Annotated in this window: 13 protein-coding genes; 5 read left to right on the top strand and 8 right to left on the bottom strand. The window is 52.0% G+C overall.

Going from position 1 to position 13,616, the window contains the following annotated elements:
- Positions 1-26: 26 nt before the first annotated feature.
- The 7 genes from truD to ABD892_RS22775 all read right to left on the bottom strand — a co-directional run bounded on the left by truD (position 27) and on the right by ABD892_RS22775 (position 7,735).
- The gene (truD, locus tag ABD892_RS22805; RefSeq protein WP_345198524.1) at positions 27-1,058 is read right to left on the bottom strand and encodes a tRNA pseudouridine(13) synthase TruD; all 1,032 of its coding nucleotides are present in this window, start codon (positions 1,056-1,058) and stop codon (positions 27-29) included.
- Between the two features lie 92 nt (positions 1,059-1,150).
- A complete protein-coding gene (locus tag ABD892_RS22800; RefSeq protein ID WP_345198523.1) occupies positions 1,151-1,420 on the bottom strand; it encodes a septum formation initiator family protein in 270 nt (89 codons plus the stop codon).
- Between the two features lie 209 nt (positions 1,421-1,629).
- Positions 1,630-2,481: a 3-deoxy-8-phosphooctulonate synthase gene (gene kdsA, locus ABD892_RS22795; protein ID WP_345198522.1), complete on the bottom strand. Its 852-nt coding sequence runs from the start codon at positions 2,479-2,481 to the stop codon at positions 1,630-1,632.
- Between the two features lie 15 nt (positions 2,482-2,496).
- Positions 2,497-4,131 (bottom strand): CTP synthase, encoded by a 1,635-nt coding sequence (gene pyrG / locus ABD892_RS22790; RefSeq protein WP_345198520.1) that lies wholly within the window; start codon positions 4,129-4,131, stop codon positions 2,497-2,499.
- Positions 4,132-4,245: 114 nt separating this feature from the next.
- Positions 4,246-5,616 carry a tRNA lysidine(34) synthetase TilS gene (gene tilS / locus ABD892_RS22785; protein WP_345198518.1) on the bottom strand — a complete coding sequence of 457 codons (1,371 nt, stop codon included), beginning with the start codon at positions 5,614-5,616 and terminating at the stop codon, positions 4,246-4,248.
- 106 nt (positions 5,617-5,722) lie between these two features.
- The gene (locus tag ABD892_RS22780; protein ID WP_345198588.1) at positions 5,723-6,673 is read right to left on the bottom strand and encodes an acetyl-CoA carboxylase carboxyltransferase subunit alpha; all 951 of its coding nucleotides are present in this window, start codon (positions 6,671-6,673) and stop codon (positions 5,723-5,725) included.
- Between the two features lie 138 nt (positions 6,674-6,811).
- Positions 6,812-7,735, bottom strand: coding sequence for a hypothetical protein (locus tag ABD892_RS22775; protein WP_345198517.1), 924 nt, complete (start codon positions 7,733-7,735; stop codon positions 6,812-6,814).
- Between the two features lie 286 nt (positions 7,736-8,021).
- Here ABD892_RS22775 and ABD892_RS22770 point away from each other — a divergent pair, with 286 nt between their 5' ends.
- Positions 8,022-8,297, top strand: a complete 276-nt coding sequence (locus ABD892_RS22770; protein WP_345198516.1) for a Lar family restriction alleviation protein — start codon at positions 8,022-8,024, stop codon at positions 8,295-8,297.
- 54 nt (positions 8,298-8,351) lie between these two features.
- Here the strand turns inward: ABD892_RS22770 and ABD892_RS22765 are convergent, their stop codons facing one another.
- Complete coding sequence (locus tag ABD892_RS22765; protein WP_345198514.1) at positions 8,352-9,203, bottom strand: hypothetical protein; 852 nt, start codon at positions 9,201-9,203, stop codon at positions 8,352-8,354.
- A 237-nt stretch (positions 9,204-9,440) separates the two neighbouring features.
- On the opposite strand from ABD892_RS22765, the gene ABD892_RS22760 reads away from it, so the two are divergent.
- The 4 genes from ABD892_RS22760 to ABD892_RS22745 all read left to right on the top strand — a co-directional run bounded on the left by ABD892_RS22760 (position 9,441) and on the right by ABD892_RS22745 (position 13,583).
- Positions 9,441-9,779, top strand: a complete 339-nt coding sequence (locus ABD892_RS22760; RefSeq protein ID WP_345198513.1) for a hypothetical protein — start codon at positions 9,441-9,443, stop codon at positions 9,777-9,779.
- A gap of 231 nt (positions 9,780-10,010) precedes the next feature.
- The gene (gene sodB / locus ABD892_RS22755; RefSeq protein WP_345198512.1) at positions 10,011-10,592 is read left to right on the top strand and encodes a superoxide dismutase [Fe]; all 582 of its coding nucleotides are present in this window, start codon (positions 10,011-10,013) and stop codon (positions 10,590-10,592) included.
- Between the two features lie 386 nt (positions 10,593-10,978).
- The gene (locus tag ABD892_RS22750; protein ID WP_345198511.1) at positions 10,979-12,943 is read left to right on the top strand and encodes a TonB-dependent receptor domain-containing protein; all 1,965 of its coding nucleotides are present in this window, start codon (positions 10,979-10,981) and stop codon (positions 12,941-12,943) included.
- A gap of 82 nt (positions 12,944-13,025) precedes the next feature.
- Entirely contained in the window at positions 13,026-13,583 is a 558-nt protein-coding gene (locus tag ABD892_RS22745) for an ABC transporter substrate-binding protein (RefSeq protein ID WP_345198510.1), read from the top strand.
- The last annotated feature ends 33 nt before the right edge of the window (positions 13,584-13,616 follow it).

Here is a 13,616-nt window from a genome sequence, read left to right as displayed (position 1 = left end):
AATACGTTCTTCCTCATAAACGACGTTTAGCTAATATTTTCAAACAGCTCATTAAGAACAGCCGTTGCATACGTGCCCTTGGGAAGAAAGAAAGACAGCAGCAAATCACCCTCCTCCCAGCGCCATTCCATTTTCTCTGGCGTCACCCGCAAGGCGCGTCGTTCCTGATTCATGCCAGCTTTTTCAAGGCCCTGACAAAGTTCAGGCCAGCGCTCAGCCAGCGACATCTCCCAGGCATTCACCTCGCCCTCGGAAAGCAGGGAGCCACGCCCCCAGAGAGGACCGGTATTATGCAACTCGCCTGACGCAAAACGCTCTGTAACGGTTTCATCTCTGCGCTCTGGCAAAATCAGGGAGTGGCTGTCACGAAACGTTAACACATCACCTTCCAGCAAACGTGACCATGTCTGCTCACGTACACGCTGCGCCAGCAATTGATTGAATAACCATGAACGTGCTGCTGACAACACGATGCTTTTCTGGTCACGCTTCAGCCGCAATTTTCTATCGAAAAACGCAAGCGCCTTGTTCAGGTTACCGCCATCAAAGCCAAATCGCTGCATACCAAAATAATTGGGCACACCGCCGTCACTCATCGAGCGCAGGCGGTTATCGATATCATCCAACTCGCCCTGAACATCCCGTAACCGTATAGCAAAATGGTTACCAGACAGTGCTCCCTGACGCAGTTTGCGGTTATGCCATTCTATTTTCAGAACCGATATACCCTCACCACAGGAAGCCCAATTCAGGTCATCCGCACGCCCCTTACCAGGCAACTGCAGACTGAACCACTGCCGGGTGACGCCTTGGCGATCCTTCAGCCCCGCATAGCCAACAGACGAAGCCGGAATACCGGCGATACGCGCCAGAATCCGGGAAACCCACTGCGTGTTTTGTCCCGTTTTCTCAATCCAGAGAAACAGGTGTTCACCTTCACCACAAGGTTCAAACGGCAGCACCTCTTCCACACGGAAATCTTCCGGCTGCACTTTAAATGCCGCACTACCACAGGATTCACCGCTGGCCCTGGGCAGATTCATATCCCAATCAGTCATGACAACCTTCACAAAAATATCAGAACGCGCGCTGGAAGCCGCACATAAGACAATCCAGAAACAAGGTAAGAAAAACAGGAACTCTCTAAGATTCAATCCGCCATGAGAAAAAACTCTTCATCATGCCTGATCATGCCCAGCTCCGTACGTGCGTATTCTTCAACGGCTTCCAGGCCTGTCTGCAACGCAACGACATCGACAGCCAGCAGGCGATTACGCTCGGCAAGTCGCTGGTTTTCAAGCTTTTGAAGGGCGACCTGTTCTTTAACAGCCATTAACTGGGCAATACTGCCTTCACCCACCCACAATCGGTATTGCAGGAGTGCAAGGAGAAAAGCCAGCATGATCATTACTATTCGCATACGCAAAAAACTAAAAAACGGGTGACTTAGGAAAGCATAACAGTCAACAGTGCTGAATACAGCTAACAGAGCGGACTCCCTTTCAGGGTACTTAAGCTATCGTCTCTTTCCTGCCATAAAAAAAACAGGGTCGCTTCTGCGACCCTGTCATTATCCATATTCCGCTCAGGCGTATTTTAACAATACTTACTCAAGAGCTACATCATGGATTAACTCAGATCCAGCGGTGCGAAACCTTTGACAAGGTCATCAACCGCCTTAATGCGTCCAAGGAAAGGCTCCAGCTTATCCAGTCGCAACGCACTGGGACCGTCGCAACGGGCGTTGTCAGGATCAGGATGGGCTTCCAGGAAAAGCCCCGCCAAGCCCAGCGCCATACCGGCACAGGCCAGCTCAGCCACCTGGTGACGTCGCCCACCGGACGCTTCACCCAGCGGATCACGGCACTGCAGCGAATGAGTGACATCAAAAATCACCGGCATGCCGCCACTGACTTCTTTCATGGTACGGAAACCCAGCATATCGACCACCAGGTTGTCATAGCCAAAGCAGCTGCCACGCTCGCACAGCATGACGTCTTCACAGCCACCTTCGCGGAATTTGTCCACGATATTACGCATCTGTGAAGGGCTCAGAAACTGGGGCTTCTTGACATTCACTACCGCACCCGTCGCCGCCATAGCCGCAACAAGATCGGTCTGACGTGCCAGAAAAGCCGGCAGCTGGATCACATCTGCCACCCTGGCCACCGGCTCACACTGGTGAACCTCGTGCACATCGGTAATCACGGGCACACCGTAGGTGTCCTTGATTTCCTGCAGAATCTCCAGCCCTTTCTCCATGCCCGGGCCACGATAGGAGGCAATGGAAGAACGGTTTGCCTTGTCAAAGGACGCCTTGAACACATAGGGAATGCCCAGCTTACGCGTCACATCCACATAGTGGCCAGCCACTTCCAGCGCTAACTCGCGGGACTCCAGCACATTCATGCCACCAAAGAGCACAAAGGGCCGGTCATTGGCGACATCGATGCCTGCAACCCGTAGCGTTTTCTGATCCATGAGACAGTTCCCCAATCAGGCTTTCTGGCCAGCACCGTGTGCCAGCGCCGCTTCAACAAATGCCGTGAACAAACCGTGGCCATCACGCGGCGTAGAGGTGAACTCCGGGTGGAATTGGCAAGCCACAAACCAGGGGTGATCCTGAATTTCCACCATTTCCACCAGCGCCTGATCCACGGAACGCCCGGAGATCTTCATGCCAGCCGCTTCAATGCGATCCACGTAATGGTCGTTCACCTCATAACGGTGGCGGTGGCGCTCATTGATCACGTCCTTGCCATAGGCCTGGAAAGCGCGAGTACCTTCCGCCAGACGGCACTGCTGTGCGCCGAGACGCATAGTGCCACCCAGGTCAGACGCTTCACTGCGCTGCTCAACCTGACCATCGCTGTCCATCCACTCAGTGATCAGACCAATGACGGGGTTCTCGCAGTTAGCATCAAATTCGGTGCTGTCCGCGTTGTCAATACCGACAACGTTACGGACAAATTCAACCACAGCCAGCTGCATACCCAGGCAGATACCCAGGTACGGAATCTTGTTTTCACGGGCGTGACGAATAGCCGCAATTTTGCCTTCCACGCCACGGTTACCAAAACCACCGGGCACCAGGATGGCATCAACACCGTCCAGTACATCGACGCCCTGACGCTCAATCTCTTCAGAATCGATATAACGCAGGTTGACCTTGGTACGAGTTTTCAGACCGGCATGCTTCATCGCCTCAATCAGCGACTTGTAGGCGTCCAGCAGTTCCATGTACTTGCCAACCATTGCCACTGTCACTTCCCGAGTGGGATTCAGTTCACGATCCAGCACGTCATCCCACTCACCCAGATCGGCTTCACCACACTCCAATGAGAAGTTATCGACGATGAGCTGATCAAGACCCTGCTCATGCAGCATGCGAGGAATACGGTAAATAGAATCCGCATCCTGCAGGGAAATAACTGCGCGTTCTTCAACGTTGGTGAAAAGTGCAATCTTACGGCGTGAAGAGACATCAATATGATGCTCGGAACGGCAGATCAGGATATCCGGCTGCAGACCGATGGAGCGCAGCTCTTTGACAGAGTGCTGAGTCGGCTTGGTCTTGAGTTCGCCAGCGGTCTTGATATAAGGAACCAGCGTCAGGTGCATCAGCATGGCGCGACGGGAACCCATCTCTACCTTTAACTGACGAACCGCTTCCAGGAATGGCTGGGATTCGATATCACCCACGGTACCGCCGATCTCAACCAGCGCCACATCCGCATCGCCGGCACCGGCGATAATACGACGCTTGATTTCGTCGGTGATATGAGGAATCACCTGAACCGTACCGCCCAGGTAATCACCACGACGCTCTTTCTTGAGTACGTGTTCGTAGATACGACCGGAGGTAAAGTTATTCCCCTGTCTCATGGTCGTTCTGACGAAACGCTCGTAATGCCCCAGATCCAGATCCGTTTCCGCCCCATCTTCAGTGACGAATACTTCACCGTGCTGGAAAGGACTCATGGTACCGGGGTCAACGTTGATATAGGGATCCAGCTTGAGCATGGTGACCTTCAGTCCACGCGCCTCAAGAATGGCCGCAAGCGATGCAGAGGCAATGCCTTTCCCCAACGACGATACGACACCACCGGTGACAAATATGTAGCGTGTCATTTAAAACCTGTTGAATTTGCAGGCAGTTTGTCTGCCTTCTGGATGGGAAGTATTAACGAAAAAAGATGGGACTGCAGGATACCAAACATCCCGCCCGCCCACAACGACGGAAATTCACCATTGCCGTTCAAAAGGAGTTTGCCAGCAGCATGAAATACCCGGCTCGTTCCCCGAGACCGCATACTCTGCATTGACCAGCAGGCCAGGAATCGCTACCAGCTCACCGGATCGATGGAGAATCGGTAGGCGATCACGTACCCAGACAGGCACGTTCAGTTCATTAAGCCATTTTTTCAATGATTTACGACCCGCCCGGCCTGGCAGGCGGAATGGCGCAAACACGATATCGGAACGATAGCCGAGCGAAAGATCAGAGACCTCAGACCTAACTAAAACCAATGGCTGCTCCGGCTTTTCAGCATAGATACGACCATTTCCAGGTAGCTCGAGATCACAATTTGCAGAAAGTACCAACTGACAGGAAAATGGCCGCAAATTATCCAAAGGCTTAAGGGCCACTATTGCGCCACCATGTCGCCTGACCTCACACCCTTCCCAGCTCACAACCGGACAGGCATCCTGAGCTGCCGATACCAGCTCATCCAAAATACATTGAATCACCGCCCGGCCGGGCAATGGATAACCTTGGGATCGAAGCCAGTAGCGAAGCACATTACGCTGTCGATAGTCAGTCAGCTGTTTTAGACAAGAAATATCAATAACCGGAAGGCCGGTATGGTAGGGAATACCATCAACTGACAAAGCCTGTTGCAGATCATTTTCTGCGACCTGATCCAGCAATTCTGTCGCATCTGCGGCATCCTCAGCCAGACGCCCCAGATTATTCAGTGCACCAATCCAACGCTGATGTATCTTTGGCAGGACTTCATGTCGCAAAAAATTGCGGTCATATGCGACATCAAGATTCGACTCATCATCAACCCATTCCAGCTGATGCGCTTGTGCATAGGCATGGATGGCTTCTCTGGAGACATCCAGCAAAGGACGCAGAATCATTGCCTCCCCCATCGCACGCTCCCGGGGAACTGCCGCAAGCCCGTGCACGCCACACCCCCTCACGATCCGATAAAGCAGGGTCTCAGCCTGATCATTCAAGTGATGGCCCTGCAGGAGACAGTCACCCTGGCGAAGCACTTCTTCATACTGCTGATAGCGTGCCGCTCTGGCCGATGCTTCCAAACCGCCCCCCGCACCACGCTTTACCTCAACCCGGCGAGAGACTAATGAAACAGACCACTGATCACACATCGTCTCACAGAACGCCTGCCACTCAGCAGCATTGGGGCTCAACCCATGATTGACATGAATCGCTTCAAGAGAGCGAATAATCCCCCGCCCCCTTAGGGCTACACAGAGATGCAGCAGAACCGTGGAATCCAGCCCGCCACTGAGTCCAACCACCAGCCGCCTATCCCTGTATATTTCAGGCAACCTTTCTAGGAAAGCGTCATCTGTCAGATGCATATTGGTATCCACAACACTGACTCAACAACGAAAAACCGGCATGGTGGTAGCCATGCCGGCTTCTCAAATGACAAATACCGGATCAGTAAAACTGAAATCCTGCTATTTACTTGACCCCGTAACGCTGTAAACGTTCATAACGAGTAGTCACCAACTCATCCACAGACATGGAAGACAGCTCTTCCAGCTCTAGCACCAAAGCCTGTTTCACCGAATCTGCCGCTTTGGCCACATCCCGATGCGCACCACCTAGCGGTTCTTCAATAATTCGGTCAACAAAGCCCAGCTCCTGCAGGCGTTTTGCTGTAATACCCATTGCTTCCGCAGCTTCTGCCGCATGATCCGCTTTCTTCCAGAGAATAGAGGCGCACCCTTCCGGTGAAATCACGGAATAAGTTGAATACTGGAGCATCAGCAACCGGTCACACACACCAATGGCCAGCGCCCCACCGGATCCCCCTTCACCAATCACAGTTGAAATGATTGGGGTATTCAGGCGCGACATTACCGCCAGATTCCAGGCAATCGCCTCACTCTGGCCACGCTCTTCGGCGTTAATGCCAGGGTAAGCACCAGGTGTATCAATAAAGGTCAGAATTGGCAGCTTAAAACGCTCAGCCATTTCCATCAGCCGACAAGCCTTCCGATAGCCTTCAGGCTTGGGCATACCAAAATTACGGCGTACCTTTTCAGGGATTTCACGCCCCTTCTGATGGCCGATAATCATGACCGGCTTACCATCCAGTTCCGCCATACCGCCGATAATGGATTTATCATCCGCAAAACGACGATCACCGTGCAACTCATCAAAGTCGTCAAAAACCGCCTTGATATAGTCCAGCGTGTAGGGGCGACGGGGATGGCGGGCCAACTGGGCAACCTGCCAAGAGGAAAGATCCTTGAAAATGCCTGAGGTCAGGGTTCGGCACTTTTCTTCGAGCGTGGCAATTTCTGCACTGATATTCAGCTCATTGTCCGACCCTACCAGCCGCAGTTCTTCGATTTTTGCTTCCAGCTCAGCGATTGGCTGTTCAAAGTCCAGATAATTCGGGTTCATAGAGACCACTTTACAGGCATTTCTCGGCAAGATCATGAAATCCGGTACAAGATAAGTAATACCATCAACGAAGTCGAGTTAAAATCCGTAAACAACCGTGAGTATGTGTTGTAACGTGGACTGAAAAGTGTGTGAGCTCTACGGCAAAACGGTTACAGGCGCTATGGAAGCACAGCCTGACAACAATGATTCCCAAGCCTGCCCCCGCGCATCAAGAACCTGTTCTCTGGACTGAGCGGCATTGACTGGCATGATACAGTTAGCCAGCCCCTGATGATTCCAGCACCAGCCTTCCTCACAATTGCTCTGATAACGAATCACCAGACTTAATGAAGCGGGTTCCAGATAACTGGCAATTTCCTGCCATCTTACAGTCGGCTCCTGATCAACCACAGGATCAGAATCCGGGGAATATTTAAGATGCTTCAGCGCCGGCGAGGACAAGAGCGCCCGATCGGGTACAATCAGATAATTCACATCATCCAATTCATCAAGCCACGCCTGCATCATGGTGTTGTCGTAAACACCTTCGCCATTCAGCCAACCATTGAACCATTGGGGTAACCAAGCTGTGAGTGAGCAACTGAGCAAGGGATCAACTGCATCTTTCGGACATCGATGCTCCACCGCCGAAACCAACTGGTAATAAAACTTCATGGTATTACCGACACCCACAAGATCCATCCCAGCTCTGTTCTGAAGGTGCTCATATAATGTAAGCGTCGTGCGGTAGTCCGGTATCAGCAGGTTTTGGTCTGTGACTTTCAGCACCGGCAACAATAATCCTTTACCGTGTTTAAGTACCTGTGAAACCGTTTTAGGGTCACTCTCTACCTGCCATTCACCAGCCTTTAGCGGTTTAGACTTATTTGCTTCTATTAAATTGCCAGTCATCTCCCCGTCTCCTGTACTGGAACAACCATTCAACAGGAAAAGACTTACAACCAGCATGCACAACGTCCGCAACGCACAAAAGCCTGGGAAGGAAGACATCATTGAATCTGCCAATTTAAGAAGGCCGATATGGTAAGTGATTTCCACATCAGTGAGCAAAGCAAACAAAAACTCTGTCTAGCAGTGATGCAATCCAATTGGAGGGAATCAACAATAATCTTGCACTATGACTGTGCAGAGCAAAAACTTGCAAATTATTCGCAACGACCTAGACTAGTTCAAAGCACACAATATATTGTGCAAATAAAGCTAGAAACACCAATATATTGAACCAACCACTGCAAAACACGCTCAATAAAATGAAGTAGCAAAGCCGTGCAGTAAACCCAACGCTGTGACTTGTTGTAGTGTGCAGTACGCACAACCACCACAAGGGATAGAAGAGGGGGTGCCTATGAGATACCAGCTGGAGAACTGCCCGTTTTGCGGCAGCATACATATAGATTCAGCCGGTTATCTGCTCAGCTACCGAATCGAGTGCAGGGAATGTGGCGCGTGTGGTCCAAAGCGCAAAACACACGCCTTGGCAAAGGAAAGCTGGAATCATCAATCCAGGGAGCTGCGATTCGAGAAAGAGCTGGAAAGCCGGCAGCTACTGGAACACCTGAACAGTTTTGGTTCACTACCCCCGCCAAGTGCCGGGGTTCACGAGACAGCGTCTCACTCCTGATAAATGCATGATAAGCCATCACAACCGGATGGCTTATCATGCAACGCGTTACATTTACAACGTTGGCGTCAGACCACCTTCATTACTTCCCTGCTGCACTTCCCTGACCGCGTTCTCAAGCTGCAACAAGCGCTTGTTGATTTGCTGGCGATAACTGTCCATGGATCGCGAGGCGTCTTTTGTCAGACTCACCTGCTGCTTCATATCAGCTTTCAATACCTTCACATCTGCCAGTGCCTTACTGGCTTCCTGACGCAAACCTTCAACCGATGCCGTGAGCATATCCAGCTCTTCCCGCGAGGACGATGTATTCGCCACCAGGTCAGCACTGATACCTGTCAGCTGACGTTCAATCAACGACAGCCTGGAGACCGTCTTGTCCAAGGTACCGGAATATTGTTTAGCCTGCTTAAGCGCACTATCAGCTGACGACTTCAATGTTTTGAGCGTCGCAGCATTATCAGCAAGCTGCTTTTCCAACGCGTCAATATCCTTGCGGTTACGTTTGTTCGCCAGATCCCAGAGTTTACGGATTTCAAAATTGATATCCTTCAACTCTGACTTAACCTGTTGATCGCTTTGACTCATCGTCTGCCCGGTTTCTGTGACAACACCAGACACATCCGTCAACTGCTTTTCTGCTGCCGCCACCAGACTACGGGTCGCCTGCAGTTCATTCTGCAGCGCCGTAATCTGGAAATAACCCAATCCCCCCACGGCCAACAGTAATCCCAACAGGATCAAAAATAATCCAGTGCCTGCAGAGCCAGTGGATGGCTCTGCAGGCACTGCTTTTTTCTTCTTACCGGCACGGGATGCCGGCGAGCGTTCCGTCACCTCATCGGGAGACAGTGAGAGACTCGGCAAATTATCGAGATCATCCCGGTCATCTGAATGTATTGTCATTCCGTGTTCACAAATCGCTGGGGGAAGAATGTTGATACCACAATGGCCGCCATTGTAGTGCAAAGCCGTGACAGACCCAACACAACCCTTATCGCACCAAGACGGTGCAACATCAGTCATTTTCGCTCTTTATGCTGCCAGCCAATCTGATCAACACCCCTCTACCACCGGACATTTCAAGCTGGAATCAAAATTGCAAAGACTTCCGGGCACACTGAAACAAAGGGGAATATCGGTATGACGGTCCAATACACCAAGCAGATGATTGATCTGCTGCAGGTCTTAAGGCGTCGCATCAAGGCAGAGTTTGATATTAACATCCGTTTCAGTTCTGAAGACACGATTGATGAAATACAACGTTTGGTCCGACAGACCCGTGACAGCACCACTCGCACCAAGGCACTGCAATTCCTGCAGCTGGCTGGCCTTAACATCACGGAAACTGATCTGGATAAAGGCCAGGAATCCTTAACATCACCGTCCCGCTCTGCACCACTCAACAACAGTGAGACGTCTCCCCCTCCCCATGCTATCTCCACAAAGACCCGCATCTATCGCGGGCGCGTGGTCGCATGATCCATACCGGGTGCGGGCAACCACACAGCGCCCCCACCCGGACGAACTCAAGCACCAACCTGACCGAATAACCCTGTGCCGACTCCGTAGATAAGGCTGTCGCCCAATGCTATTATCCGCAGGCTAAGAAGCTCACATCGCCCCGTAGCATTCACTCTCCGCAGAAAGAGGCGTGTTATCGGTTGGATGTGCAGGCCGTATTTAGCCAACCCTGAAATGGAGATATCAAACATGGCATTCGAACTGCCCGCCCTGCCTTACGAACGCGACGCCCTGGAACCCCATATTTCCAAAGAAACCCTGGACTACCACTACGGCAAGCACCACAACACCTATGTGGTCAAGCTGAACGGTCTGGTTGAAGGCACTGAGCTGGAAAACAAGAGCCTGGAAGACATCATCAAGACCTCTGAAGGCGGCATTTTCAACAACGCAGCCCAGGTCTGGAACCACACGTTCTACTGGCACTGCCTGAGCCCCAACGGTGGTGGTGAGCCGACTGGCGAACTGGCTGACGCCATTAACGCCGCATTCGGTTCGTTTGACGCGTTCCAGCAGAAGTTCACCGAAAGCGCGGTTAACAACTTCGGTTCCGGCTGGACCTGGCTGGTCAAGAACAGTGACGGCACGGTTGCCATTGTTAACACCAGCAATGCAGCTACCCCGCTCACCACCGACCAAAAAGCGCTGATGACCTGCGACGTCTGGGAACACGCTTACTACATCGATTACCGTAATGTTCGCCCTGATTATCTGGCTGCTTTCTGGAAGCTGGTTAACTGGGAATTCATTGCAGCCAACTACGCCGCATAAAAAGTTTGTTATCTGCCAGTTGTATTAAGTCAGAATAGAACTCTACTTAATCCCTACAGACGGCATCCTTTCTGATACTGCCTGACAGGAAAACCTGTCAGGCAGTATTGTTTCCTACTCAAAAAAATTACAACCAAAAGTCTTTCGAGCACCTCACAAGAAATCAGCGAACAACCTGCCCCACTCCCCCCCCCACACATCATTGTTGGACATTACGGTCCAAAGCGCTGTTATTTCTCTTTTATTGGCACGCCTTCCTGCCCTGCATAGACGTCGCGCTATTGATACTAAAAAACGAACCACAACGGCACCCACGTACAAACACCTATTGCCGAATAACCTATATGAGAATAATTTGCATTTAGAGACATTCAGGAACTCACTTAATGTCGCACTTCCCAGGCAAGCATTGCCTTCTGGCTATGGCTGTCGCTGTTTCCATGCCCGTAACGGCTCAAGAAGAATCGGACAACAAGAAACAGGTCGGTGGCCCACTGGTCTTTGACCAGGTCGTCGTGACCGCCACCAAGACAGAAAACAGCCTGGCCACAGCGCCTGCATCAATGTCCGTAATCACCAGCGATGAGATCAAGTCTCAGCCCACCATGGCGCTGAACGACATCGTCAAACAGGCTGTCGGCGTTGAGAGCAGAAAAGAAGGTGGGCGTGCCGGACGGGAATCCATCAGCATTCGCGGCATGGACAGTGACTACACACTGATCATGGTCAATGGCCGGAAAATGAGTTCCTCGAATGCCATTGCCCGTGGTAATGACTTCGATCTGTCGGCCATTCCGCAGGACAACATTGAACGGATCGAGATCATCCGAGGCCCCATGTCTGCGCTTTATGGCTCTGAAGCGTTGGGCGGCGTCGTCAACATCATCACCAAGCTGCCAGACAACGAATGGCGCAGCACCATCAGCAGCGATATTGCCCAACCTGAAGGCGGTAACGGTGGTACCGAAACAATCGTGGGGCTTAACACCGGCGGAGCCCTGATTGATGACAAACTGTATCTCAATCTCTCAGTCAACCAAAGTGACAGGGACAAATGGAAACCTTACAGCGGCACCCGCAGTACCGTTACCGCACTGGAAGAACGTGACACACTGAGCCTTGCCAGCAACGTGAACTGGCTTATCAATGACAACCAAACCCTGGATATTGATATCACCCACAGTAATGACAAGCGTGATGGCATCATCGAATCCACTAAAGGACTGACGCCGACTAACCAGAAGGTCAAACGCAACAGTATTGCACTGACGCACGGTGGCGACTGGAGCTGGGGTGAATCGCAGGCCCGTTATTACCGGGAGGAAGTCGAAATCGGTGAGCAGGACTTTACTCTGAATCGACGGGACTACGTGACTGAAACCAATGATGTCGTAGATGGATCGGTATCTACAGACTTTGGCAGTCATCGTTTAACCGTGGGGGGCGAAGTTCGCAAAACCGAACTGGATAACACTCGCGATCTCCAGACCACCGGTAAAGCTGATGTCACCCAGAAAGCCCTGTTTGCCCAGGATGAATGGCAGCTGGCCGATGACTTGACGCTCACATACGGCACCCGTATCGACCATCATGAAAACTTCGGCACAGAATACCCCCCCCGGGCGTACCTGGTTCACAGTGTCACGGACAACCTGACACTGAAAGGTGGCATCGGTAAGGCGTTCAAAGCCCCTTCCCTGCTACAGCTGAACAAGGACTATCGCCTGAGCAGCTGTAAGGGTGGCTGCTGGATTATCGGCAATCCGGATCTGGAGCCCGAAACCAGCACCAGTTATGAAATGGCAGCCAACTATCAGCAGAACAACTGGGAAGTTGAAGCGGCCGTTTTCCAGAATGATGTAGAAAACCTGATTGCCCGTGACTTTGACTACCAACTTGACGTCGAAGACGGGCGTGAAGTTTACACCTACAAGAATGTCGAAAAAGCCAAGATCAAAGGTATTGAACTGGGTGGACGCATGGCACTGACCCAATCGCTCTCACTGAACGGCGATTACACTTATACCGATGCCCGTGACGAAACCACCGGTGACATCCTGACTGACCGCTCAAGACAGAATGTGTCGGCAAAACTGAACTGGCAGGCTTCACAAAAGCTGAGCACCTTTGTACGCGCCAGCTACATCGGCGACCAGAAACTCAGCGATGAAGTCGACCTTGACGGCTATTCACTGGTTGATCTCGGTATGAACTACCAGATGACAGAATCGCTCCGCCTGCGAGCAGGCGTTACGAACGTCACGGATGAAAGCCTCCCCCACGAGGCAACCGTCATGGGGTACAGCGAAGACCCGAGAACCTGGTACGTCGGCTTTACCACCACCTTCTGATCACGTCTCCCGCCCGGCTGTCCGGCTGGGCGGGTCATCCATTTGATCCACATCATGCTAAGCACGCATTGTAAGGAGCGTCATGCAACCCATTAAACGTCTTCTGACAATCATCGGTTTGGGGCTTACCCTGGCGGGCTGCTCTGATGATGCCGCCCAACAGCAACAGGCTCAGGCTGCGGACATTACCCGAACTGTCCAACACGCCATGGGCGAGACACAAGTGCCGGATGCCCCGAAACGGATCGTCGTACTCTCGACGGAAGCAACGGAAACGCTGCTGGCGCTCGGCATCACACCTGTGGGCGCCGTTCGCTCCAGCACCGCTGTACCTTCCGATACCTGGTTTGCCCATATCCGTGATGCCATGGCGGACGTTACCGTGGTAGGTGAAGAAAAACAGGTCAACCTGGAAGTCGTAGCCGGCCTCAAACCGGATCTGATTCTTGGCCTCAAGTCACGGCAGGAACAAATTTATCCGCAGCTGAGCGCCATTGCACCTACGGTTTTTGCCGATCAATTCAATGGCGCCCTGCGTGAAAACCTGGTACTGATGAGTGATGCGGTCAATCGTAAGAGCGAGGGTCAGCAACGTAAGTACTCAAAAACTCCTGTGCAGACCACATGGCAGCCAGCATGAGGCGTATTCGATAATATTTGCCAGTCTCGGAAT

The organism is Kistimonas scapharcae (genome assembly GCF_039540975.1).
In the GTDB taxonomy this organism is placed as follows: domain Bacteria; phylum Pseudomonadota; class Gammaproteobacteria; order Pseudomonadales; family Endozoicomonadaceae; genus Kistimonas; species Kistimonas scapharcae.
This window is presented reverse-complemented; position numbering and strand designations above follow the sequence as displayed.

Coding starts and splice junctions, on each gene's coding strand:
- truD (WP_345198524.1), bottom strand. CDS start 1,058: ATGACTGATTGGGATATGAATCTGCCCAGGGCCAGCGGTGAATCCTGT.
- ABD892_RS22800 (WP_345198523.1), bottom strand. CDS start 1,420: ATGCGAATAGTAATGATCATGCTGGCTTTTCTCCTTGCACTCCTGCAA.
- kdsA (WP_345198522.1), bottom strand. CDS start 2,481: ATGGATCAGAAAACGCTACGGGTTGCAGGCATCGATGTCGCCAATGAC.
- pyrG (WP_345198520.1), bottom strand. CDS start 4,131: ATGACACGCTACATATTTGTCACCGGTGGTGTCGTATCGTCGTTGGGG.
- tilS (WP_345198518.1), bottom strand. CDS start 5,616: ATGCATCTGACAGATGACGCTTTCCTAGAAAGGTTGCCTGAAATATAC.
- ABD892_RS22780 (WP_345198588.1), bottom strand. CDS start 6,673: ATGAACCCGAATTATCTGGACTTTGAACAGCCAATCGCTGAGCTGGAA.
- ABD892_RS22770 (WP_345198516.1), top strand. CDS start 8,022: ATGAGATACCAGCTGGAGAACTGCCCGTTTTGCGGCAGCATACATATA.
- ABD892_RS22765 (WP_345198514.1), bottom strand. CDS start 9,203: ATGACAATACATTCAGATGACCGGGATGATCTCGATAATTTGCCGAGT.
- ABD892_RS22760 (WP_345198513.1), top strand. CDS start 9,441: ATGACGGTCCAATACACCAAGCAGATGATTGATCTGCTGCAGGTCTTA.
- sodB (WP_345198512.1), top strand. CDS start 10,011: ATGGCATTCGAACTGCCCGCCCTGCCTTACGAACGCGACGCCCTGGAA.
- ABD892_RS22750 (WP_345198511.1), top strand. CDS start 10,979: ATGTCGCACTTCCCAGGCAAGCATTGCCTTCTGGCTATGGCTGTCGCT.
- ABD892_RS22745 (WP_345198510.1), top strand. CDS start 13,026: ATGCAACCCATTAAACGTCTTCTGACAATCATCGGTTTGGGGCTTACC.